Raw genomic sequence first — 24350 nt, 5'->3', positions numbered from 1 at the left:
AAGTGATCAGCGGGACGCGCGTGTGCGGGAAAGCGCCACTGCAGCCGCGTTCGAGACATTGAGCGACCCGAAATCGCGCGCAAATGGGATCTTGACCAGTTGATCGCAGGTGGCTTTGGTCTTGTCACGCAGCCCCGGCCCCTCGGCCCCCAGAACCAGCGCGACAGGGCGGTCGGGATGGGCGTCCAGAGCGGCATCAAGGGTCATGTCGGCCTCGCCATCCAGCCCCAGCACGACAAATCCCATCTCGCGCAGCTCGACCATCGTGTCGGAAAGGTTGCGGATGCGCAGGTAAGGCTGACGTTCAAGCGCGCCCGAGGCGGTCTTGGCCAGCGCCCCCGTTTCCGGCGCCGACCCGCGTGCCGTCCCGATGACCGCGCTGGCCCCGAACACTTCGGCCGACCGCAGGATGGCCCCCACATTGTGCGGGTCGGTGACACGGTCCAGAAGCACCACAACGGGCAGGCCCCCCGCCCCGCCCATCACCCGGTCGGCCACACTGCCCCAAGCCAAGGGTTTCACTTCAAGCGCCGCCCCCTGATGCACCGAGTTCGGATCAAGGGGCGCGGGGAACTTGCGGGCGTCCGCGATTTCCGGCGTCATGCCGGACGCGTCAATGGCCTCGGCCAGTTTGTCCGCCGCGTTCTTTGTCACGATCAGGCGCAACCGCTCCCGATCCGGGTTCATCAGCGCATCGCGCACCGCGTGCAGCCCGAACAGCCACACGGTTTCGGCCGCAGCATCGCGCCGCGCCTTTTCCTTCTGAACCACCCATTTCGGCTTTTTCACCATGCCGCATGCCCTTCTTTTCGCAAGGCCCGGACAATGCGGCGATTGCGTGGGCGAGACAAGGGCCGATCACCGGCCAGTGGGCGAAAAATGGACGAATTTTCGTATTGACCCTTCGGCGTGGGCGGGATAATCAGCCCCACATTCGGCGCAACGCGCGCCGGGAAAGTGGGCGACAGGCCGCAAGGTGTGGCAGGGGACTGTAACTCCCTCGCGGAGACGCACGCTTGGTTCGATTCCAAGGTCGCCCACCACTTTCCCCCGGCAAGCGCCTCCCCACAAAGGATGAAGGTCTCAGACCATACGCGCCCGGATCAGGCCGCGCAGGGCGTTTCCGATGAACACCGCCTTTGCATGGCGAAGGTCATCCGCCGATATGACACGCTCCTGAACCCGCCCCTCTGCCAGCAGTTCTTCGCGCAGGATGCCGGGCAACAGGCCGCAAGAGACCGGCGGCGTGACCAGCCCCTGCCCGAAATCAGCAAAGATATTGGTGATCGTCCCTTCGCATAACTCACTTCTTTCATTCAGAAAAACGACTTCATCAACACCGCGGGGCAACGCCGCCCGGGTGTTGTCATAAAGCGCCCGGCGGGTGGATTTGACCGTCAGCCACGGGTCATCTGACAGAAGCGTCCGTGACGAAATCTGCACAGTCCAGATCGCGTCAGGAGCCAGCGGTTGATGCGGTGTCATCGCCAGATCAAGCGTGCCGTGACGGTCCAGCGTCAGCCGCAACCGGCGCGGAGATGGGGCCGCCACCCCGTCCAGCACCGCATTTGCCTTCGGCAAAACATATCCCAACCGCGCCGCCGATCGCGCCAGACGGGCCAAGTGTCGTTCCCGCCTGTGAACCCCGCCTTCGGGCGTCCACAGCATCGTTTCGATCAGCCGTGTGTCGTCATCAATTGCGTCGCGAAACGTGCTTTCCATAGGGCTTCCTCGTATTCCGACGGCGCAGTGCTGTCATAGACGACGCCGCCGCCGACATTCAGCGTCACCGCGCCATCCTCGACCATCAGGGTGCGGATGGCGACGTTGAACTCCGACCGCCCGTCCGGCGCGGCCCAACCGATGGTGCCGCAATAGATCTCGCGCGGGCTGTCCTCAAGCTCGGCGATGATCTCCATCGCGCGCAGTTTCGGCGCGCCTGTGATCGAACCACAAGGAAACAGTGCCTGGAATATGTCGCCCAGCCCGGTGCCTTGCCGCATCTGGCCGCGCACGAGCGAAACCATCTGATGCACGGTCTCATAGCTTTCAACTGTGAAAAGCTCGGGCACGCAAACGCTGCCCGCTGTGCAGATCCGAGAGATGTCATTGCGCAAGAGGTCAACGATCATCAGATTTTCCGCCAGGTTCTTTTCGTCGTTGCGCAGGAAATCGACACGGTGGGCGTCTTCAATCGGATCGGCGCTGCGTGGTTGCGTGCCTTTCATCGGGCGCGTTTCGATCTGGCCCGTGGCAGAGGTGCGGAAGAACAGTTCGGGCGAGCGGGACAGTATCGCAGGCAGCCCCTCGGCCTGCACATACACACCGAACCGCACAGGCTGGATGCGGGCCAGCGCGCTATAAAGAGCGTGATGTGATCCGGAGGCGTGCCCGCGGATCGGGAAAGTCAGGTTTACCTGATAGGTATCGCCCGCACAGATATAGTCATGCGCCTGCTGAAACGCGCGGTCATAAAGATCGCGGGTCCAATCCGGTGACAGCCCGGCCAACGCAGCGGGACCATCGGCAAGCGCCGCGGGCGTGCAGGGGGCGTCATAAACGCCGAACTGTAACAGGGGCAGGCGTCGGGTCGAAGGCATCAGGGGCACAAGGCGCGGCTCCAGCGCATATCCCAGTTCATAGCTGGCAAACCCGGCCACCCAGGCACCTTGCGCACGGGCGCGGTCCAGCTCGGCCAGCGCGGGGACAACATCCTGCACCTCGCGCGCGACGATCAGCCGCCGGGGCGCGTCGAACTGGCAGGGCGTCTGGTCTGGACCGTGATCAAAGCGCAGCTTCACGCGGGGTCTCCGTCTGGATGGACCCCGGTTCTATCAAACAGTTTGCGAAGGCGTGCAACCATTTGCGCCCAAGCGCCGCGCGATTGCGGCGCAGACCCCACGCCAAGCTTCAGGCAAAATGGATATCGACAGCGCCGAACGGGCCAAAATCGGCATGGATGTCTGTGCCGGGCGGGCACTCCACCGGGCGGATGAAACTGCCCGACAAGATGATCTGCCCAGGTTCGATGCGCTGGCCATATTGGGCCATGCGCCGGGCCAGCCAGACGACGCTTTCAACGGGATCGTTCAGAACGCCCGCCCCCAGCCCCGTTTCCTCGACCTCGCCATTGCGGAGGGTGATAGCGCCCACCCAGCGCAGATCATGCGCGTCGATGGCGTGGCGATCCATGCCCAAAACGACGCCTGCATTGGCTGCATTGTCGCTGATCGTATCAAATACGGTCCGCGTCTGCCCGGTCTCAGGGTCAACCCGGCATATGCGCGTATCGAGGATTTCAAGCGATGGGCAGACGTAGTCGGTGGCGGCGATCACATCTTCCTGCGTCACGTCACCACCGCTCAGCGAGGTTTTCATCACGAACGCTATCTCGGCCTCGATCCGGGGTTGGATAAAGCGCCCGGCGGGCACCGTCGCACCAGTGTCAAACAGCATGTCATCGAACAGGATGCCACTGTCCGGAATGTCGATGTTCAGCGCATATTGCATAGCCTTCGAGGTCAGGCCGATCTTCCAGCCAATCACGCGCCGCCCATCGGCCTGCTTCTGGTCACAGAGCGCCTTTTGCACGGCATAGGCATCGTCCATGCCCATTTCAGGGTGGCGCAGTGTAAGCAAACCGATTTGCTTGCCTGTCCGCTCGGCGTCCAGCAAATCGGCAGCCGCTGCGGTGTGATCGTCCGGGGTCATGGCGCTTCGTCATCGACGGTGTTGCGCAGGGTGCCAATGCCCACAACCGAGACCTCGACCACGTCACCGGGGACCAGATAACGTGGCGGATCGAACCGTGCGCCTGCCCCTGTGGGCGTGCCGGTGACAATGATGTCACCGGGCTGAAGCGTCATGAAGGTCGAGATATAGGCGATCTGCTCGCGGATCGGGAACATCATGTTGCGCAAGTGATCGTCCTGCCGCAGCTCACCGTTCACGCGGGTCTGGAGGCGCGCGTCATCCAGTTGCGCGGGGTCGCTGAACGGCACGAGCCATGGCCCCATCGCGCCGGAACGGTCCCAATTCTTGCCTTGCGTGACGTTGAACTTGGCGTGACGCACCCAGTCGCGGATGGTCCCTTCGTTGCAAAGCGTCAGGGCGGCGATGTGATCATAGGCATCCTTGGCCGCGATCCGGCGTCCCGCCGTGCCGATGACGATCGCAACCTCGCCTTCATAGTCCAGCGTGTGGTTTTCCGGCGGGCGGATCAGTGGTTGATCGTGCCCGGTGAATCCGCTGGCGAAGCGTGGAAACAGTGACATGTGTTTGGGTTGCGCGCTGCCATCCTTGTATTCCGCGTTCCGGTTCGGAAAGTTGACGCCGACGCACAGGATGCGCCGTGCGTCGGGCATCACCATGTCAAAGGTGAAATCCGTGTGCGTGACGCCCCGGCCCCGCCCCGCTTCGACAAGCCTGCCAAAGCCTCCCGCCGCAATGACGTCATACAGCGTGGGCCATTGGGGAAACTCTGTCGACAGGGCGACCGCCCCGGCTTCGGTGATCGCGCCATAGAGGGCCTTGCCCCCGGCCGTGAAACTGGAAATCCGCATGCAAGCCCCGTCAGACCGAGAAACTGATATTGGCCTGCCCGGTGCCGGAGCTTCCGAAATAGGGCGTGTAGATGTCGATACGGCCCTCGTACTCCTTCCAGCCCAGCGCCCCGAACAGAAGCGCGGTGTCATTCATCGCGCATTCGCCGGTGCATTTGACGGCATAGTCAGGCAGGAGGTCGAGGAACTCGGCCCATTTCCCGTTCTGCCACAGATCGAGCACGCGCAAGTCCATCTGGCGGTTGAACTCGCCATTGACCGAGTTCAGCCCGTCGACCGAGCGTTCGTTCGGCGTGAAGTCATGGCTGAGCGACCCGGATGCCAGCACCGAGACCTTGCGATCCGACCGCCGGATGCCCTCGGCAATCGCGGCGCCCCAGCGGCGGTTTTCCTCAATGGACGAGAATTGATTCACGGCGACGGGCAGGACGCGGGCATTCACGCCCTCGTTGATGAAATGCATTGGCAAAAGCGTGCCATATTCCATTCCCAGATCGGGTTGCGCGTGACCCATGGCGCGTTCGCCGCGTTCTTCAAGCACATTCAGGATGCTGTGGGCCAGAGCACTGTCGCCCCGGTAGTCAAACTCCATATCCGCCAGCATATGCGGCAGTTCATGGCTGATGAACCGGCCCTTGTGGTGGTCCTTGGCGTTCAGGTGAAACCCCTGGTTGGTGATCCAGTGGGTGTCGAATACGATGAAGGTTTCGACGCCCCTGTCAATCGCGTCCTGCCTGAGCTTCGCATAGCCATCAATGGCGGGCTGCCGGATGCCTTTGTATTTCTTCATCGTGTGCGACATCCAGATGCTGGGCACGTGGGTGATTTTCGCGGCTTGAACAATCTGTCCCATCGGATTTCCTTTGATGTCTGTCGGAACGAGGGGCCAGCCCCTCGTGCTCCCCGGGATATTTATAACAAGAAAAAGGCCTGCTACGCACCCAATCGCATGATTTTGTGTTGGCCGGTGGCAAAGCCGATATGTTTCTGCTCCATGTAGAAATCGAAAGACCAGTCACCGCCATCGCGTCCGATGCCCGAAGCTTTGGTGCCGCCAAAGGGCGTCGGCAGGTGGCGCACGTTTTCGGAGTTCACCCAGATCATCCCGGCCTCCAGCTTGTCCGTGAAGCGCAGCGCGCGGGTCAGGTCGTTGGTCCAAAGATAGCCGGTCAGGCCATAAGGGGTGTCATTGGCCATGGCGAGCGCTTCGTTTTCGGTTGTGAAGGGGATCGAGGTCAGAACGGGGCCAAAGATTTCCTCCCGCGCGATGCGCATGTCGTTGGTGGCATTGGTGAACAAGGTGGGACGGATGAAATATCCCTGGTCCCCGACCGTCACCCCGCCGGCGGCAATCGTTGCACCGTCCTGTTTCGCAATGTCAAAATACGATGTCACCTTGTTGAAATGTTCTTGCGTGACAAGCGGGCCAATTTCCGTCGCGGGGTCAAGCGGGTGGCCAACTTGGATGTTGTTCACCCGTTCGATCAGTTTCGCTTCGAACGCGTCACGGATCGTGTCCTGCACGATGAGGCGGGAGGACGAGGTGCAGCGTTCGCCGTTGATTGAGAAGATCATGAAAATTACGGCATCAAGCGCCCGGTCGAGATCGGCATCATCGAAGACGATGACCGGGTTCTTGCCGCCCAACTCCAGATGGTTGCGTTTCAGCGTGTCCGCCCCCTGTTTGATGATCCGTGACCCTGTCCGGCTTTCCCCCACGAATGCGATGGCACGAATTTTCGGGTGTTCGCAGAGCGCCTTTCCCGCGTCTTCGCCAAAGCCGTTGACGGTGTTCAGCACGCCGGGGGGCAGGCCGGCCTCTTCTGCGATCTCGACCAGGAGCCGCGCGGTCAGAGGGCTGGCTTCGGCGGGTTTGTGCACGACGGTACAACCCGCCGCCAGGGCGGGCGCAATCTTCCAGGTCGAGAGCATGAATGGCGTGTTCCAAGGCGTGATAACGCCCACCGGGCCGATCGGCACGCGGGTGGTGATGTTCATCAGGGTTGGCGATTTCAGGTGCTGTCCATCCCTTGCCTGCACCACCTGATCCGCGAAGTACCGAAAATTCTCGGCGCCGCGCAGCGCGGCCTTCGACATGAAGCGGATGGTTTGCCCGGTATCCCAGCATTCGCACAGGGCGATTTCTTCGGCCCGTGCCTCGATCGCGTTGGCAAGATGGATCAGGATCCTTCGCCGCTCGGTCGCGGCCATGTCACGCCAGTCGGCAAACGCATCATGAGCGGCTTGTGCGGCGGTGTCGATGTCTTTGGCGGTGCCGAGGGCCACGTTGCAGATCAGGCTTTTGTCGACGGGCGTGTGGTTTGCGAACACCCCCCCTGCCCCGGCCCGGTCCGTGCCCCCGATGCGGTTCGGAACACCTTTTTCGCGAAACCCTGCCAGATATCCTTCCAGTTTGGTTATGTTCTCAGTCAAACTGTTCATTCCGCCCCCCTATTGCGTTCCCGGCAAACTGTCGCTCGGATTTATTTCACTTGTTAAATAATTTCATGTGATGCTGTCAAGCTGAACGAGGCCCCATGTGGGGGGGTAACCGGCAGGTTTGAAGGATTATTATGGTGCCCGGGGGCGGAATCGAACCACCGACACGAGGATTTTCAATCCATCCAGAGGATTCGATTGGCGCAGAATCCAAACATTTACGTTGCAACTACACTAGGCCAACAATGCGCTAAGAACTGTGGGCTGCTGTTCTCGACTGGAGTGACACGCCGCGGTAAAATGCGTCGTAACCCGGTGACGGCAGACTTCAGTCACTTCGTCGCCCATTCGTTACGTGAGACGCCGATGTTCCGTTTGCATAGAAGCTTGTTGATTTGCCTTTTGCTGGGACTTGCCGGTCCGGTTTTGGCCCAGCGCGAGATACACGTCGTGGCAGTCGCCAAGGGGTACCAGACGGAGGATTACTATGCCTTGCCCGAGGCCCGGGTCTTGGTGGATCGACCAGGTCAAGAAATCGGTCTTGTGTTGCTGGACGATGGGGAACTGCACTGGAAGGTCGAGGCAACGGAAGGGACCAATATCGGCGAGATCATAAGGAGTGGTCCAAGCCCGAGAGACAGCAAGGTCACCCTCTTTGGGATTCCGATGGCTGGAGTGCAGGTCTCTGGGCTGCCCCTGGTTTTTCGCCCATTGGGGCGGAAATTCCGAACGCTCGTCGACACTTTGGCCGACAGTATGGAAACAGAGCGGATCAGCAGCTTTCGGGGGATACACAACGCCACCGACGTGCCTGTGAAGATAGATCACGTTGATACGAGAACCGCCGGTCTCGCGCGTGACTACCTTTCACAACTGGTCGTTGCGTCCGATGATCTGCCACCGAAAATCCGCGACTGGTTCGACAACAGGGGCAGCAGCTCGCAATTCACCCTGGTTTTCGATGAGAAGGGGATTGACCTTACTGGCCCAACAGGCACGCGCCGGTTTGCGGCAACACCCAATGTCCCTGATATCTTCCTGCCGGCAGCGGCCGTATATGACCCAGTCTCGCAGACGATCTATTGCATCACCTATGGCGCGGAAGGCTATCTTTACTCTATCGATGTACAGACCGGAGCGTGGGCAGTTGTGACCAGCCTGGACGAGTATGACGCAGCCGGGTTGCTCTACGATCCCGAGAGTCGTTTGCTCATTACAACTGGCGCCTTTTCCCGAACAGGCGAGATCAAGGTTTTCGGTTTGGACGGAAGCCGTTCTTCAATCTTCATCCTTACCACAGCCTTTCCCGGGCTGACCGATCTGTTCGACTATGGCAACGAACATGGGCCACCGCTGACACCCCATGTCTATAGCAACGGATGGCTGCTTCTCGAAGCTGTGGCGAGCCACGACAGCGCCCATTCAGACGCTGGGGCGTATCGTATCTATGCTGTCCAAATCACCACCGGCGAAGTGCGCCTGCTGCACTTTGGTAATGAATGAGGCCGAGAGTTTGGTTCGCGAACAACAATGAGTTTTGCGAGCGTTCCAGGTGTTTCGCACGCATCGGTTTACCACGACCCCAGAGCAGTCACTGAACAACGATCCCGAAAGACCGCGTGGTTCCAGGCGCAGCCAGTTGCCGACAGTCCTTCTCAGTCTCCGAGTTGGCGATTTCGCGCATAGTTGTCCCGCCCATCGGGTCGTCCACGCGGGACCAGATTGAGGAAATCCAAAGGCCGGATCGCTGCATATTGAACATTTGTTGACGAAGGTTCGTACGAGGGAGCATCATGTACAAATGAAAGAAGAAAGGTCTGGCGCCCCTCAGATTGTCCTTCTGCTGCATGGCATACGAACTCGTGCCTGGTGGCAGGGGCCGCTTTCGATTTTGCTGGAGGAAGAGACCGGCACGACCGTTATTCCAGTCAAATACGGACGGTTTGATCTTCTGAGGTTCCTGCTTCCATTTAGGTTTCTGAAGACACCTACAATAAGAAAGATTGAAAGACGGATTGAAGAAACACTGCATCGCTATCCGGATCACGAAGTTACTATAATCGCGCATAGCTTCGGAACCTACGCGCTCTCAAGAGTACTGCTTTCCAATCCGCGTATCCGCTTGAAGCGGATCATCTTGTGTGGCTCCATCATCGCACAAGATTTCCCCTGGGATCGTTTGGCCTCGCAATTCCCCGAGGCGGAGCAGCGCAATACGATAGTCAACGAATGCGGCATGCGTGATATCTGGCCTCTGGCGGCCAAATCCCTGACTTGGGGCTATGGCACGTCAGGCGTCGATGGCTTCGGAGCAGTCGCGGTCCGTGACCGCTTTCATGACCTCGGGCACAGCGAATTTCTATCGCTGGAGTTTGCCCGCGAGTTCTGGGTTCCACTGATCAGGGAGGACAGGTTTGTTGTCTCGAAGGTCGAAGCCTCCGGCGTAAGGCCCAACTGGGCGCTCGGAATGCTGCGGCTTCCTTATCGCTATGTGGTCATTGCAGCTTTAATCGGTGCCTTGGCGCTATCATACACATCCTGGTTCGGAACAAACCGATACGATGGTACTGAGAAATTCGGCACGATGGGCTTGGCTGGGTTTGACGCACCCACGCGATCACTCGTGATGTACGCAACTGCACCGGGAAAGGTGGCGTTCGATGTGAACACGATTGATGGAAAGACCTCTCCGTTCAGCTATGCGCTCAGTGAGGCACTTAGGGATGGCGCTACCGATGTCGACTACATCGCGCCGAAGATCAAGGCCGCCGTTTCAACGCAGACGAGTGGAGATCAGGTTCCAGATTTTCAGAATGAACTGGGTGTCAGTCTAAATCTGGCAGATCGCAGTTTTCGAAAGATCGCGCTCATTGTGGGTAATGCGGACTATATAAATGCACCCGACCTACAAACTCCGATCTCGGACGTTGTTTCAGTCTCCAGTTCCTTCCGTGACTTGGGTTTCATGACATTGATAGCGACGGATGTATCACTGGAAGAGCTAAACTATACGTTGGATGGAGTTGTTGACTTGATCGAAGCTTCCGAGGCACCGACCATTGTTGCGTTCTACTATTCCGGTCATGGAGTCCAGGTCGACAATGAGAATTACATGCTTCCTGTTGATGCAGACATACAAAACAAGCGAGACCTCGAAGCGGGCGCAATGACTATCCGCAATGTCATCCGCGCGATCCGTGAGTCGACCGTGGAATACACGTTGATCTTACTGGACGCTTGCCGTGACAATCCTTTCATTCAAACTGCTGCGCTCGATCTTCGACCGGCGCCTGTCAATCCAATTGAGAGTGGCGTCGACGGATTTACCGTTCTGATGTCAGACTCAGAGCTGGCAACCGGCGTTCACGACCTGCTGCTCGACAAGTGTGCGGGTTGCCACAACTCGTCAGGTATGAGCCCTAATCTCGAGACACTGGAGCGGATAGCGGGAAACAGCTCGCTCATCACAGCAGGCAATCCTGCGGAATCCGGTATCTTACGGGCTATGTCGACGGGTTCCGAACATGACAACATTGCGCTAAGCCAGTCCGATTTTGAGTTACTCGAGTGTTGGATATCTCGTGGGGCAATTGTACCCGATGAAGAGGGGAGCAACACAAGGGGGCTTGTTTTGGCTCCGGAGTATTCGACGTGCTGATCTCTGCATGATAATCTTGCGCAGGGCGGTATCGACCGTAAGGTGCGGTTTCTCGTGACAAATCCAATCTCTTGATCATCGATATTCTGTGAGGAATTCGTAAGAAATCTTAGCAACTCCTTCTCCGGAGGGCCGCACCGCAGAAGTCGAGGCTAGCGGGTAGCGGTAGCTCTAGGTTCAAACACCACAGACCTCATGGATTAGCTGAGAGTCTTTAAAGTGCGTCTGGTGCAAAAAGGGGGGGGCGCAGATTGCCCACAATCTTGCCGTCTGTCGCTTCTACAAAATACGCGCAAAGAAACTTGTCACACGAAGCGGGCTCAGGTTCCAACAAAGGTTCAAACTGTGTGTACAGGAGTGAAGATCTGCCTCGCGCCACCTTGGAAATTGTCGAGATGCAGCTCCCACCGGGCCTTGGGCCAATGGATGTCGAGCTTCCGTTTCCTGGGCCTGTAGACAGCCGTGTAAAGCGTGCCGAAGCCCTGAGTGAATGCAGTTGAATAGAGCGGCGGTCGCAGGAATGAGTTGATGAACTTCTCTTGCGGTTCGACATGGAGCGTCAGTCGCTGCAAAAGGAACCGTTCGCGTTCGACAGTGGCGGTAAACCTGGCGTGGCTGGCCCACTCTACACGCTCTTGGTGATTGGTGGCGACTGCCGCAGTCGTAAGTATGGTCTCGCGGTCCGGGGCCATCAGGGCGGTCAGATACTTCCGTTTGGCATCGACAACCGTCACATTGTAGCTCATATGCGTGGGCACTCGTTTCAGCACTTCGCCCGCCTCTTTCGCGGTTTCGCAGGTCTGAAGCACATAGCGCAGGATCAGCGGCACGCCAAACCCGTCACCCACCACCCTGCGGCCACCGAAGGTCAGCGACACCGCCAGCCCGGCATCGTTCATACCGTCCACAAGGCCCCACATGCCATCGCTTGTGCCCATCACCGTGCGGCCCTGCCAGGAAGTGTGCAGAATCAGGCTGTCAAAGGCGTGCGGGCTGTAATCATAATTTCGCACCAGAACCGGCTCAGCTCCGGGCCAGATCGCCTGACTGCACCCCGACAGATAGGGGGGCGGGCAATAGAGAGACAAAAACCGCGCGGCGTGATCTGACCCGCCGGCAAGCGCGCACAGCTGTTCGAAGAGCGGCACCAGTTCGGGCATATACTCTTGCAGGGCCTTTACACTGTCCAAATAACCGGGGCGCGCCTCGGCCCCATCGCGCAGCCACCAGCGGTGATAGTCCGGCCAGTATTCGCCGAATAGCTCGGCCCAAACAGGACCAGGCTCCGCCTCAGATATGGCCCGCCAGTTCAGCTGCATCCGGTCTGACACTACATGATCTTGAACGCGGGATCGGCCAAGGCAGGCCCCGCCTCGGCCATGGGCAACGGTCGCCCGGCGACACCCTGTTTGATTCCGTGAATCCAACGCTTGCCGCGCTCGTTTAGCTTGAAGCCCTGAGTCATCGATCGGCCGCGAGTGACAATTATGCCGATATCGGCCCCTTCATATCGATAGTCACCCGGCTGGAGTATGCGCAGGAAGAACGCCTCGTTCTCGCTTTCCACCGCGCGGCGGTGATAGTCGAAACGGTCAAAATTGATGCTGCCATCCTCGTTCATTTTGTAGATACCAGTTTCGGGCACCTGCGATGCGATATCAACCGTGTCTTCGGTATGCTTGATCACCATCTGCGACCAGCTGTCAATCATTGCAGGATCAGCCCAGCGTTCGTTCAACTCCTCCACATCCAGATTGAACTTCTTCCTCGAAAACTCAAGCAGGTGGAACAGAAACAGGGGCGCATCCGCATGGGCGAAAGCCGCATGGTTGGTCATGGAAGATGCACCAGTGATGCGTGGATTCAGTTCCCCCAGCCAGATCTCATTAGTTTTCTTGTCGATCAGGAAATCCAGCTCAAAATAGCCGCGATAACCTTCCTTGCGCAGCTGCTCGCCGAATTTGAAAGTCAGTTCGCGGGCTTGTTGGCGCACCTTCGGGGGAAAGGCGGTCGAGAAAATCTCGTTCCCGCACCAGCCGCCACGATAGGGGGTGAGTTCCTTGAAACCCACAAGCTCGGTCATCAGCGGGCCCACAATGGTGCCTTCCTTGGTCGCGCAGGCCTCGATCGCCGAGCCACGACAGTCGATCCGCTTCATGATCTTAATCTCGCCTTCGCCAACGATCTCGTGCTCGTGACGCCGGAAATCAGCTTCGGATTTGACAAAGAAGGTCGTGTGCCCGCTATCGCCAAAGGCCGATTGTAAAACCAGATCATGTCCGATCCCGGCTTTCTCGCAGGTCTTGCGCAAGTCCTCGTAGGATTTCACCTCGGCCAGCACATTGGGCACCGACGGCACGCCCGCCTTGTTGCCGATGCGAACGGTTTCGATCTTGTTGTCCATGCTGGTACGCAGCTTGGCCTTGGGGAACCAGACCTCGGCGCCCAGCTCCTTGCTCAGCCGCTCGGTTTCTTCGTCGAACATCAGGAAGACGAACTTCGGTTTCCCCCCGCGCCGCTTGATCAGGTCAATCACTTCCTTGTGCTGCAGAAGGTAGTTGTTGATATCCTCGATCGACTGAAACTCGGCATGGGGCTGCTCAGACGGGCAGAAGACATTGGGATGCCTGCCATCATAGCAGTCAATGTAGCATATATATTTGAAATTCTTGCACCATTCGTCCAAGCCCAGCAGATTGAAGTTGGTCGCGGAGATGAAATAAATCGGATCCTCGTTTCGGTGGAAGTGACGGCGGATTTCCGAGATGTTCTTCAAGACGGCCTTTGGCATTGGGTCCTCCCATCATTATCATTTATGGCGCGCATCGTTCAGTTTCAGCCGGGCAGCGTTGGTCTTGGCCTGTTGCTTCAGTGCCTCTTGCGTGAACACCCTCAGCCCTAGATCATCGCGATAGCCGTGGATTTCACTCACATCCAAAGCCCGCATGAAACCCAGGATTTCCTTACTCACCACCTGGCCAGGGACAAGGATCGGAAACCCTGGCGGATACGGAATAATGAACGAAGCCGAAACCAGATCCTCACCGCTTTCGAGCGCCTCGTTAATTGATCCGTCGAGTTCGAGATAATCACAATTCTTCTCATCGTAGCTCAGAAAGAAGGCTGAACGGATATCCCCCTCTCCGGTGATCTGGTCTGTTCGGAATGCATCGTGGAAACGGCTGAAATCCGGCAATGGAGGCAAATCATGCATCAGGTTTGCGACGCGCTTTTCAAACCCGCGCCGCTCCATAATCGAAGCGTCGTCAAGCAATTCATCGAGTTCCTTGGCGATCTCGACCAGCACCTCGATCAGGTAGGCCACCGACGATCGCGTCGTTCCGATATTGGTCATGAACAGCACAGTATTGCGCGAGGTTTTGTTGATCTGGATGCCGTACTTGTCCATCAGGATATCGGTTTTGAAGGTGTCGCCGTCCCAGCCCGTGCCACCGACTGCCAGCGTCACGCGCGTGGCATCCAAGACAAACTCGTCCTTCTCCCAGCAATCCCAGATATCGGTCCAGCCCTGCTCGGGGTCGTAATAGGTTTGCACCCCGCTTTCGCGGTGCTGTTCGGGAATCATGTCGCCGGCGGTCAGAACCTTAAAGTATTTCTGAAGCAAGGGATGAGTTGCGATGGCGCGGCGCATCGACATGGCCGCTTCGACCTGCCGCTGGACAAATTCGAACCCTTCCAGTTCGACCTGACGCCGCCCCACATCAAGGCTGGCGATAATCTGGTAATTGGGCGACGTTGATGTGTGCGTCATGTAGGCTTCTTGGAAACTCGCTTCGACCTCACCTTTGAAGTCCTGATCGTTCACATGGATCATCGAGCCCTGCCGAAGCGACGTCAGCGTTTTGTGGGTGGATTGCGTTGCATATATGCGCACACGTGCTGCAGGTGGCGGAAGAAGTCGCGTGTTGAGCAGTGTTTCCTCGTCAGCGCCTTCCAACTCTGTCTTCTGCTGTTCGTAAGCACGGGCATGGTCCGCGGTGCGTAACCTTTCCCGCAGGTTGTTCGCCGCGTTCATACCGGTGCGTTGCCGGTAAGTTGGGCCAAACCGGGCAAATCCGAACCATGCCTCATCCCAGAGGAATACGAGATCGGGCTTGATCGCGAGGCATTCCTCCATCACCCGCTCGACGTTGTAGACAACCCCGTCAAATGTGCAGTTAGTCAGCAGAAGCATGCGCACCCGATCAAGCTTGCCCGCTGCTTTGAGCCGCAAGAGCTGATGCTTGATTTCGCGCAGTGGAACCGCGCCATACATCGAGTATTCATTGAGTGGGTAACTGTCGAGATAGACTACCTGCGCGCCAGCCAGAACCATGCCGTAATGGTGCGACTTGTGGCAATCGCGGTCGACCAGAACGATATCGCCGGGTCGGACCAGCGCCTGCACGACGATCTTATTGCACGTCGAGGTGCCGTTGGTGGCAAAATAGGTTTGTTTCGATCCAAAGGCCCGGCTGGCCAGTTCCTGCGCTTCCTTGATGGGGCCATGCGGCTCCAGCAGGCTGTCAAGCCCGCCAGACGTGGCCGAGGTCTCCGCAAGGAAGATGTTGGGTCCATAGAACGCACCCATATCCTGAATCCAGTGGCTGCGCGAAATCGACTTGCCCCGGCTGATCGGCATGGCGTGAAAGACGCCGGTTGGTTGCTTGGAGTATTCGACGAGCGCGGTAAAGAACGGGGTCTTGTAGCGCGCCTGAACGCCGCGCAGGATATTCAAGTGAAGCTCCAGGAAGTCTTCCTGATTATAGAAAACTCGCCTGCATATCCCCAGATCAAGCCCGGCGATATCTTCAACGGAACGATCCGTCACCAGATAGGCATCCAGCTCGGGGCGCACCTTGGCGATCAAACGGCAAAGCTCGGGACCATAATCCTCGGGCAACAGCGCCTCGATTGAATCAATCCCTCCCGCACGGTTCAAGTAGCGGGTCAGAATAGACAGCTCAACCTTGGATTCCATGATCAGGCCCGGCCGAACCACGATGGCCTGAATATTGTGATTGAAGAGAATCCCGATCAGCGCGTCCTGCAGGCTGGGAACCACAACCGTTTCATAGTGGAAGGGGTCTTCAAACCGCCGCATCCTAGAAAAGTTGCTCTTCAGCCAGCGCTCCTGATGCTCGTTCACATCATCGACGATCATCACCTCGAAATACGGCTTTGCCAGAGCACGAGCTTCGATGGATTGGATCACCTCGTCTTCATGTTCCTCGGCATCTGCGCTGTCGCGTTCCAGTGGAATGTGTCGCCGTCGATATGCACCCGTCGTAAGTGCCCGGGTGATCCGCTGCACGGCGAATGCAACGTCCTCATAGTTCTTGTGTTCGAACTGCCGTCGAATGTGATCGAAGGCCTGCACGCCTGGAAAAGCCCAATACGCCTCGATCAGAGCGAGCGACTCGAACAGCTGGTTAATCTTCTCGATCTGCTTGTCGGAGCGTGTTCCACCAGGGTCGCGGGCAAGTGCTGCTGTCGCCTCGCGCATGGCGCTCCATCGATCCGATCGAAGCTGGATCGCCGAGTAGTAGTCACTCATGGACTGCATGGCAGGATCCCCGCGTTGTAAAAACGGACGAGCCTCCCATACTGACTGTTTATCGCTTCACGTCAACTACTCGAGGATTTTACCGGATCGAACAGTTCCTGATGATCCTTCGGATGGGTGCGGCGCGCGAAGGGCTTGACCGGCATGGCCGCCCTGCCCTCCTCGTCCAAAAGGATACCTGCGCGAGAGCCTTGCTTGGGCGTCTCAAGCGGCCCCAGCTGATGCAGGTAGGCGTCGGTGCCACTGCTGCGGTCATAGATCGGAAAGTCGACCGAACGGTCGCGGAAGCTCTTGAGCACCTGGCCCAGTCCCTTCATCCCGGTTTCGCGCTGTCTGCGCACCTGGTTCAGGTCCAACTCCAGCGGGAACATGTCCTCTTGCCCTGCCGATTGATGCAGAACGGTCGCCGACGGGTCAATGACGCAGGATCGGCCAACCCCGCCAGCGCCCAACCCATTGACATCAACGACATAACACTGGAACTGTGCGGCGGTGGCCCTCGCAATCGCCAGTTCGGCATCGCGATCGGTGGTGCCGGTCAGGACGGGGTGCAACAACACCTCCACGCCCTGGCTGGTCAGTTGGCGCGTGGTCTCGGGAAACCATATATCATAGCAAATCGACAAGCCGAACCGACCAACCTCAGGCACGTCGAACACGCAGAACCCGGTTCCAGCCGCCACCCCCGCTTCATACGGGCGGAAGGGGAACATCTTTCGGTAGACCGCCACCGTCTCACCCTGCGGGTTCAACACCGTAGAGGAATTGTAGATCTGTCCATCCTCAGTACGCTCGAACATCGAGCCAGGGATCAGCCAGATATTGTGCTTCACCGCAGCCTCGCGGAACCGGTCAATCGCCTCATTCTGCAATGGCAGCGCGGTTTTGGTCAACGGCCCAAAGGGCGCAAGCTCGCTGAACAGCACCATTTGCGTCCACGGAAACCGTGCCATGAGCACATCCAGTCGATGGATCATGCCGTCAACATTCGGCTGCAATGCATTCACGTACATTTGCACACCGGCAACTGCGAATGGCGTCATCTAGTCGATCTCCGTAAGAGCTCAGAAGTCGGGATGAGGCTACTCTCTTTCGAGATGGAAGAACAAGAAAGCATCTGCACACCCGGAACGTGGTACATAGAGACAGTTTAGAACCGCTGCAATCCTAAAGGAACCAATCTTTCTTTTCTGGTTCGGTCTTCGGAGCACGTCTGATGGGTGTTTAACATCAGCGCCTGCGGGACAGATTTGAGGTTTACGTAACGGAGGATTTCTGGTTCACCGCAGCGACCAAGGAGCGAAACTATTGACACCCCTCGCGCAAAGTGTGTTTCGTGATCATGACGGCGGCATTGGATGCGTGACGCATTTTTGCGCTGTATCTACGCGGCCAACAGATCTCGCTCCAGTTTCTCAAACATAGACACATCTTCTTCCGCATTCTCGAAGAGGTGCCCATAGACATCCATTGTCATGGTGATCGATGCGTGCCCAAGAAGCGTCTGGATTTTCTTCGGCGTCCAGCCTTGTTCAATGAACAGCGATGCGGCGGCATGTCGGAGTGCATGAATGCCAAACCTTGCATTTCCTTCTTGATCAACAATCTCGTTCTCAACCAACATTGGTTTAAACACGCGATTGTAAATGTTCGAGTAGTTCTGCACCTTGCCAACCGTATTTGGGAAGACCAGATTCTGATCGCTCCTCAGCTTTTGCACCTTCCAATCCCCTAGTGTGTTGAGCACCATCGGAGCCATCGGGATCTCACGGGCCCCTGCCCTGCTCTTTGGCAAGCCGATCTCGCAATACTCATCTGCGCGCTGGAATACGCGTATTACTTTACGATCGAAGTCCACAGCCTCCCAGGTCAGTCCCCTCAATTCGGAAATCCGCATACCCGTGAAGATAGCCGTGATGAACATGGCCCGATGTGTCTTTGGGGCATTGTTGATGATCTTCCGGATCTCTTCCTTGGTGGGAATGTCAGCGCGCTTCGCATCGCGACGTGAGCTTCGTTTGACTTTCACTTCAGCAGCAGCATTGTGGGTCGCCCATTCGCGTTCCACGGCTTCCGAAAGAATGGCTCGCAGGCTGACCATGATCTTCTTTACCAGCGCACGGGATACGTCTTCGTCAAGCAATTCATCCATGAATTCTCGGACTTCACCGCGCGACAGGTCATTGACCAGAAGATGCCCTATCCTCGGTTCAATATGGATCTTGGCATGACTTCGATAAGCCTTCAGCGTAGAGCGTTCGAGCTCATTACGCAGACAGGTTTTCAACCAGCTATTGCAGGCATCTGAGACGGTTTTCTTGGGCTTACCCATATGCAGTCATCCTTTTCGATTGTTCTGAACATACTATAGCAGGGGTGGATTAAGCCGTCGGGTGTTTTCCCATCAAGATTCTAAGAAATCTCATCAAATTACAGGTGGTAAGGATGATTCTCTTGCGACCACACCATCGCATCCAAATTTTACTGGATCTCCATTTGTGACGGCAGCACTCTAGCCGGAAGCACACTTGGCAGAAGGCAAGCCGTGCAGATAATTTACGTTGTGGCTACACAGATAAATTATCCGTAATGGTATCTCGTCTTGCTCTCTGATATCCCATCTGACTTATCTGCTTGTCGAAGCCACCTCAGCCATTTCCATCAAGCCTTCCAGCGCCTTCTTGAACGGCCCTTCGAGTTCGATATCGCCGCGCATGCATGCCATGCGAAACATCAGAACCACCCCCATCTCAGCGTCCGTAAGCGGCAGGCCAAGCACGTCACAAAGCACTTCGTAAACACCGGGGTGATACTCTTCAATCGCCACCAACAAGAACTGGCTCGGATCCATACCAAGCGTCTGAGCAAGCGCAGGGATGCGTTGCAGTGGAACACGTGTCACCCCTTGCTTCATCATTGACAGAACGTTTGGATGGTTGAAACCAACCCGGTCGGCAATTTCGCGTTGGGTAAGACCTGATGCGTCGATCGCGTCAGATAGATTGTTGGCTGTGGGGCTAAAGGCCATGACTACACTCCTCAAGACATTGTCGTTTCGATGTCTTGTGTTAGCGAGCGAGTTCACATCCTTGCGATGCAGTTAACCCTTCCATTCGGAGGTCGTTTGTTTCTGCAGTTTTTGAGAACTACAAAGATAGCTTTTGATCTCATGTTTCATCTGCATATGTTTACCAAACACGAAACTACAGTTCAATCAAACGGGTCGCACGTGAGCGATGCAATGTAAGCGGGACTTCAGCCCGGTCAGTTCCAAGGCAGCATCTGATCGGTGTCTTTCTGCTTAATTGCGTTCACCCCATGTGCGGCCTTAATCCACTAAAGAACTAGCTGGGACTGCACTGCCGTGACCAGACTCGTTGCCGCCACAGTCACCGCCGTTTCAACGACCAGCGGCCAGTTCTTCTTGCGCTTATAGGAACTCGATCCATAGACGGAAACACACTCGGCACAGATGAAGAAATCAACCCATAACTGTATTGACGACATTGCCCACAATTTATCATATACAGTGCGGTGAACGGAATACTGTAAACTGACGCATGAAACAGCCTCCTTGTCTGACACCATGCTCATGCAGCGACACGCCCCGCAACGTAGCAGAGCGCTGGCAGGTTGAAACCTCGGGTGTCCATATAGACCGCTGAACTCAGGAGGGCGCGAACTTGCAAATCGACATCAAACAGGAAGCTCTTGCGCCCAGCTTAGAGAACATTCTGCAGGACCGGTCAGCGGCATGAACATATCTTTGAAAACGCCATTGATCTGGTTGGCAAAGCGTATACCCAAGCGTGACTTTGTGGTGCTTGCGGACAAGCCTGGCAGTGGAAAGCGGCTCCAGAAAATCCGGTCAGAGCATCAGTTGAAAGACTTTGTCAAAGTCGGTATGGAGTTGTTGTGGCAACGGCAGGCGATGTTCGCAGGCGTTGCCCTTTTAACGGCTTACTACTTCGACTTCTTCCTTGCCTCTATATGCTATTTGTTCCTCCTGCTTGCGGAAGCGACAGACCTTTGCATTTCCAAAAAAGTGATCGTTTGGAAAGGTGGCAGCGTTCGCGAGACTAGAAAATATCTCGCTCTGGTCATCATGAGCCAAATTCTAAGTACGCTCGCAATTGCTTCATTTGCAATAGTAATGTCGTGGTCAGAGGGTCCAGCCCTTCATTTCACGCCCCTGTTCCTGTTGTTTGCCGCAGCGCTTTTTGCCGCCGTCAACAATCACCAGATTCCACAACTCCTTCTCATTAAGCTGGTGATCTACGGTCTTGCTTTCATTTTCATTCCCGCGCGCGACCTGATTGTCGTCCGACCACCAATTGACTCCTATCTTTGGCTGCAGTTCATCACGGTCGGCTTTGTTCTATATTTCATAGTGGATTGTTCGCGGATATTTGTTGATCTCTACAGGAAGAATATGCGCCAGTTCGAGAGTTTGAAGCTGGAACGCGACCGGGCCATGAGAGCGTCCGAAGCGAAGTCGCAATTTCTCTCTACCGTCAGCCATGAACTGCGTACGCCACTAACGTCGATCAAGGGGTCACTTGACCTGATGAGAAGTGGCGCGGCGAGCGAGATACCTGCTGAGTTATCACCTTTGCTGGACATGGCGCAGCGAAACACGGATCGTCTGCTTCTTCTTATCGGTGAGCTTCTGGATCTTCAAAAAATGGAAGCCAGCCAGATTGACCTGCACTTAGAAACGATGAATCTCGAAGAAATAGTGCAGGAAGCAGTTGACGCTATTTCTCATTATGCGCGGAACTCACGGATCGAGGTTGCTTTCGAAACCTCTGGTGAAGTGCTCATGATCCTTGGTGACAAATCACGCCTGCTCCAGGTGATGGCGAACTTGCTCTCGAACGCGATTAAATTCTCTGACGAAGGAGACATCATCCGCGTCTCGGCAGAGAAGGAAGGCGGAATGGCCATTATTCGCGTCGCGGACCAAGGTATAGGAATTCCTCAAGAGGCAAGGGATAAACTGTTCAAACCGTTTTCACAGCTCGACGCCTCCGATACGCGGAAGTTTGGGGGAACGGGCCTTGGGTTGCACATCACAAAACGCATCCTCGACAAACACGGTGCGAATATAGACTTTGAAAGCGTTGTTGGCGTCGGCACCACGTTTCTACTTGAGTTTGAGACACTACCCGACTGAGCGCTAACACAAACCAGGAACAACTCCGATATGACCGAGCTGCAAAGAATCCTGCACGTCGATGATGACGCGGATATTCGAACGATTGTGGAGTTGTCTCTCTGTTCCATAGGTGGGTTAACTGTGCAGTCATGTAGTTCTGGCAAAGAAGCAATAGCCAGTGCATTGGCCTTCCAGCCAGACCTTTTCCTCCTGGACATGATGATGCCAGGGATGACCGGGGAAGAAACCTGGACGGAGTTGCGTCGTTTACCGGGCCTTGAACAAGTGCCGGTGATCTTCATGACAGCTAAAGTCCAAAACGACGTTTCAGTGATGCTCAAACAACTGGGTGCGCTCGACGTAATAGCCAAACCCTTTGATCCGGTTGGGTTGCCCACCCTGTTACACGCAGCTTGGCATAGAGCTGCAGCTGAATAGCGTCAGCAATCAGGGAAATCCCACTGCTACGTCTATCGCTTTTCTGATTCCGGTTAGGGTTCTCAAAACATAGCAGCTTCAACTTCCCCCAACATTATTCACTGCCAAATTGCAGCCTCAATTCTCATCTACAACCCAACATAGAAAATCGGTAGGCTCTCTGAATACTGGGTTTAGGAATCACCTATGCGATATCGAGAGTTTCGCAGGAACGACTGGGAGACGAGAAGTTGAAGATCCTTGCCGTCGACGATGACAAATATGTGCTGGAACTGCTTGACGCAATTCTTAAGACCGACGGCTTTGTCGAGCATACTCTCGTGAACTCAGCCACGGCTGCGCTACGAGAAATCTCGAATGCAACGTCTCCATTTGACTGCATTCTGCTAGATATTCAGATGCCGGAAATGGATGGAATTGAACTCTGTGGTGTTATCAGGGCTCTGCCTCACTACAAGACATGCCCGATACTCATGATAACGGCGATGACGGACCGATCCTATATTGATCGTGCGTTTGCTGCAGGTGCAACAGACTACATCAGTAAACCATTCGATCCGTTGGAGCTTGGCACAAGAATCCGTTTGGCTGAGAAACTGGTGAAAGAGCAACGGATTGCAACCGGATCGGCACGCGAACTTCAATCGCTTAGAAACAAGGTCGGTGAGGCATTCAGCTTCTCGATTGACGACGCGGTAACCATCGACGAAGTGCCAGGGGCAATAGATAAGTTGGTCCTGGAAAACTATCTCCTACAACTGTCTCGCGGAAAAATCTTCCAATCAACGGTTATTGCGTTCGCTATACGTGATTTTGAGAAGCTTTGGTCGAGTTCCAGCTTGAGCGACACCTACATGACACTTGTAGACGTGGCAGACGCGATAGCACTCAATATGAAGAGTAGAAGCTATCTTTTGTCCTATTGTGGGCGCGGTCGATTTGTTTGCGTTACCCAGCGTATCATTTCGAGCGCACTTGATGATCTGGCGCAGCGAATACAGGCAAGTGTTGATGAGTTTGAGGCCGCAGACCACGATAAAATCCAGGTCATCATGGGAGAGCCAGTTACAATGTCGCTTTTGGCTTCCCGAAATCCCTTGCAGTTGATTGATGACGCCATTGCATCCGCAGATCAAAATGGCCGCGCTGCTCAACCAACTTCAACCAAGCCAAGTATTTGGGACCGAATTAACGGCCTGTTTACCCTAAGATAAGAGTGTCAAATATGGAGTCGACAGATCATACCGCGCTAAATGACGCAATCATCAGCATCCAAGCGAAGTATCTGCGAAGTCTCGACCAACATCTCGAGCACTTCAGCAACCTTCTTACTTGTATCGACACCGATCAAGAAGCAGCCCATGCCATCGTAAAGATAAAGGAAAGGGCACACAGGATATATGGCCTCGCTGGCACGATAGGCCTTGAGCAATTGGGCGAGAACGCAAAGCAAGTGGAGATCACGGCTGCGAAGTTGGATCAGGCGACGACAAAAAGCAGGGCGCAGTCTGAAGAGTTGGCTTCACTGGTCGAAGGATTACTTGATTACATAAAGGACCTTCAACACAGTTATCTCGGCCCCTCTGACCTCTTCCCCTGAGTAGAGGTATCACAAGATTGCACGTGCTGGTGGGACCACAAGCCGCTTTACGAGTGAACATCTATTTTACCAACTTGCTTCCAAGGTCCCGAGTCTGCGAACCCAGACATACTTCGGAACAATATGAAAACGCAAAGCGCGATTTAAGAACGCACAATCTGCCAAACAATTAACGCCTCACCCTCTCATCGTCTTATAGAAATAATCCATCAACGGCTTGGTGAGGTAACTGAGCGGGGTACGTTCATCGGTCTTAAGATAGGCTTCGATGGGCATGCCGGGCAGAAGGGTTGGTCTCTGATATCCCATCTGACTTATCTGCTTGTCGAAGCCACCTCAGCCATTTCCATCAAGCCTTCCAGCGCCTTCTTGAACGGCCCTTCGAGTTCGATATCGCCGCGCATGCATGCCATGCGAAACATCAGAACCACCCCCATCTCAGCGTCCGTAAGCGGCAGGCCAAGCACGTCACAAAGCACTTCGTAAACACCGGGGTGATACTCTTCAATCGCCACCAACAAGAACTGGCTCGGATCCATACCAAGCGTCTGAGCAAGCGCAGGGATGCGTTGCAGTGGAACACGTGTCACCCCTTGCTTCATCATTGACAGAACGTTTGGATGGTTGAACCCTACCCGGTCAGCAATTTCGCGTTGGGTAAGGCCTGATGCGTCGATCGCGTCAGAAAGATTGTTGGCTGTAGGACTATAAGGCATGACTGCTCTCCTCAAGACATTGTCGTTTCGATGTCTTGTGTTAGCGAGCGAGTTCACATCCTTGCGATGCAGTTAATCCGCCGCATGATCAAACCATCCAGATACTCCAATTGCCCAGATCGCCGACCACAAGATCACACGCCTCGAAGAGCTGTCCGTCGTCAGAGTTTTTGGGGCAGTTAGCGGCCTGATCTAAGAGAGGGTCTGGCTCAT

21 protein-coding genes and 1 tRNA gene are annotated in these 24350 nt (G+C 56.0%); 7 read left to right on the top strand and 15 right to left on the bottom strand.

Annotation, left to right across the window (positions count from 1 at the left end):
- Positions 1 to 6 precede the first annotated feature (6 nt).
- Entirely contained in the window at positions 7 to 789 is a 783-nt protein-coding gene (gene rlmB / locus IE188_RS04775; protein ID WP_191285902.1) for a 23S rRNA (guanosine(2251)-2'-O)-methyltransferase RlmB, read from the bottom strand.
- Between the two features lie 170 nt (positions 790 to 959).
- On the opposite strand from rlmB, the gene IE188_RS04770 reads away from it, so the two are divergent.
- Positions 960 to 1043, top strand: a tRNA-Tyr gene (locus IE188_RS04770).
- 40 nt (positions 1044 to 1083) lie between these two features.
- Here IE188_RS04770 and IE188_RS04765 read toward each other — a convergent pair.
- The 6 genes from IE188_RS04765 to hpaE all read right to left on the bottom strand — a co-directional run bounded on the left by IE188_RS04765 (position 1084) and on the right by hpaE (position 7004).
- The gene (locus IE188_RS04765; protein ID WP_191285341.1) at positions 1084 to 1722 is read right to left on the bottom strand and encodes an aminotransferase class IV family protein; all 639 of its coding nucleotides are present in this window, start codon (positions 1720 to 1722) and stop codon (positions 1084 to 1086) included.
- Positions 1677 to 2801, bottom strand: a complete 1125-nt coding sequence (locus IE188_RS04760; protein ID WP_191285340.1) for an aminodeoxychorismate synthase component I — start codon at positions 2799 to 2801, stop codon at positions 1677 to 1679. Before IE188_RS04760 ends, IE188_RS04765 begins: the two co-directional genes overlap by 46 nt.
- Positions 2802 to 2910: 109 nt before the next feature.
- Entirely contained in the window at positions 2911 to 3711 is an 801-nt protein-coding gene (hpaH, locus tag IE188_RS04755) for a 2-oxo-hept-4-ene-1,7-dioate hydratase (RefSeq protein ID WP_191285339.1), read from the bottom strand.
- Entirely contained in the window at positions 3708 to 4562 is an 855-nt protein-coding gene (locus IE188_RS04750; RefSeq protein WP_191285338.1) for a fumarylacetoacetate hydrolase family protein, read from the bottom strand. Before IE188_RS04750 ends, hpaH begins: the two co-directional genes overlap by 4 nt.
- A gap of 10 nt (positions 4563 to 4572) precedes the next feature.
- Positions 4573 to 5415 carry a 3,4-dihydroxyphenylacetate 2,3-dioxygenase gene (hpaD, locus tag IE188_RS04745; RefSeq protein WP_191285337.1) on the bottom strand — a complete coding sequence of 281 codons (843 nt, stop codon included), beginning with the start codon at positions 5413 to 5415 and terminating at the stop codon, positions 4573 to 4575.
- Positions 5416 to 5495: 80 nt separating this feature from the next.
- Complete coding sequence (hpaE, locus tag IE188_RS04740; protein WP_191285336.1) at positions 5496 to 7004, bottom strand: 5-carboxymethyl-2-hydroxymuconate semialdehyde dehydrogenase; 1509 nt, start codon at positions 7002 to 7004, stop codon at positions 5496 to 5498.
- A 195-nt stretch (positions 7005 to 7199) separates the two neighbouring features.
- Between hpaE and IE188_RS04735 the strand changes: the two genes are divergently transcribed.
- Positions 7200 to 8504, top strand: a complete 1305-nt coding sequence (locus IE188_RS04735; protein ID WP_229836514.1) for a hypothetical protein — start codon at positions 7200 to 7202, stop codon at positions 8502 to 8504.
- Between the two features lie 298 nt (positions 8505 to 8802).
- The gene (locus tag IE188_RS04730) at positions 8803 to 10659 is read left to right on the top strand and encodes a caspase family protein (protein WP_191285335.1); all 1857 of its coding nucleotides are present in this window, start codon (positions 8803 to 8805) and stop codon (positions 10657 to 10659) included.
- A gap of 338 nt (positions 10660 to 10997) precedes the next feature.
- Here IE188_RS04730 and IE188_RS04725 read toward each other — a convergent pair whose 3' ends face one another.
- The 6 genes from IE188_RS04725 to IE188_RS04700 all read right to left on the bottom strand — a co-directional run bounded on the left by IE188_RS04725 (position 10998) and on the right by IE188_RS04700 (position 19253).
- Positions 10998 to 11972, bottom strand: coding sequence for a C45 family autoproteolytic acyltransferase/hydolase (locus tag IE188_RS04725; protein ID WP_407648187.1), 975 nt, complete (start codon positions 11970 to 11972; stop codon positions 10998 to 11000).
- A gap of 17 nt (positions 11973 to 11989) precedes the next feature.
- Positions 11990 to 13450: a biotin carboxylase gene (locus tag IE188_RS04720; protein ID WP_191285334.1), complete on the bottom strand. Its 1461-nt coding sequence runs from the start codon at positions 13448 to 13450 to the stop codon at positions 11990 to 11992.
- 18 nt (positions 13451 to 13468) lie between these two features.
- Positions 13469 to 16225: an aminotransferase class I/II-fold pyridoxal phosphate-dependent enzyme gene (locus IE188_RS04715; RefSeq protein WP_191285333.1), complete on the bottom strand. Its 2757-nt coding sequence runs from the start codon at positions 16223 to 16225 to the stop codon at positions 13469 to 13471.
- Between the two features lie 62 nt (positions 16226 to 16287).
- Positions 16288 to 17268 carry a carbon-nitrogen hydrolase family protein gene (locus IE188_RS04710; RefSeq protein ID WP_191285332.1) on the bottom strand — a complete coding sequence of 327 codons (981 nt, stop codon included), beginning with the start codon at positions 17266 to 17268 and terminating at the stop codon, positions 16288 to 16290.
- Between the two features lie 341 nt (positions 17269 to 17609).
- A complete protein-coding gene (locus IE188_RS04705; RefSeq protein ID WP_191285331.1) occupies positions 17610 to 18557 on the bottom strand; it encodes a tyrosine-type recombinase/integrase in 948 nt (315 codons plus the stop codon).
- Positions 18558 to 18851: 294 nt separating this feature from the next.
- Positions 18852 to 19253, bottom strand: a complete 402-nt coding sequence (locus tag IE188_RS04700; protein WP_191285330.1) for a helix-turn-helix domain-containing protein — start codon at positions 19251 to 19253, stop codon at positions 18852 to 18854.
- 726 nt (positions 19254 to 19979) lie between these two features.
- Here IE188_RS04700 and IE188_RS04695 point away from each other — a divergent pair.
- The 4 genes from IE188_RS04695 to IE188_RS04680 all read left to right on the top strand — a co-directional run bounded on the left by IE188_RS04695 (position 19980) and on the right by IE188_RS04680 (position 23421).
- Positions 19980 to 21401 (top strand): sensor histidine kinase, encoded by a 1422-nt coding sequence (locus tag IE188_RS04695; protein ID WP_191285329.1) that lies wholly within the window; start codon positions 19980 to 19982, stop codon positions 21399 to 21401.
- A gap of 30 nt (positions 21402 to 21431) precedes the next feature.
- Complete coding sequence (locus IE188_RS04690) at positions 21432 to 21821, top strand: response regulator (RefSeq protein WP_191285328.1); 390 nt, start codon at positions 21432 to 21434, stop codon at positions 21819 to 21821.
- 230 nt (positions 21822 to 22051) lie between these two features.
- On the top strand, positions 22052 to 23035 hold the full coding sequence (locus IE188_RS04685) for a response regulator (protein WP_191285327.1): 984 nt from the start codon (positions 22052 to 22054) through the stop codon (positions 23033 to 23035).
- An 11-nt stretch (positions 23036 to 23046) separates the two neighbouring features.
- The gene (locus IE188_RS04680) at positions 23047 to 23421 is read left to right on the top strand and encodes an Hpt domain-containing protein (RefSeq protein WP_191285326.1); all 375 of its coding nucleotides are present in this window, start codon (positions 23047 to 23049) and stop codon (positions 23419 to 23421) included.
- Between the two features lie 177 nt (positions 23422 to 23598).
- On the opposite strand, the gene IE188_RS16825 is transcribed toward IE188_RS04680, so the two are convergent.
- Both IE188_RS16825 and IE188_RS04675 read right to left on the bottom strand, forming a co-directional pair.
- Positions 23599 to 23730: a hypothetical protein gene (locus IE188_RS16825; RefSeq protein WP_268246019.1), complete on the bottom strand. Its 132-nt coding sequence runs from the start codon at positions 23728 to 23730 to the stop codon at positions 23599 to 23601.
- A gap of 5 nt (positions 23731 to 23735) precedes the next feature.
- Entirely contained in the window at positions 23736 to 24137 is a 402-nt protein-coding gene (locus IE188_RS04675; RefSeq protein ID WP_191285325.1) for a helix-turn-helix domain-containing protein, read from the bottom strand.
- Positions 24138 to 24350 lie beyond the last annotated feature (213 nt).

It is taken from the genome of Aliiroseovarius zhejiangensis (assembly GCF_014656375.1).
GTDB classification, from domain to species: domain Bacteria; phylum Pseudomonadota; class Alphaproteobacteria; order Rhodobacterales; family Rhodobacteraceae; genus Aliiroseovarius; species Aliiroseovarius zhejiangensis.
The sequence above is the reverse complement of the archived record's forward strand: the minus strand, read 5'-3'. Positions and strand labels throughout refer to the sequence as shown.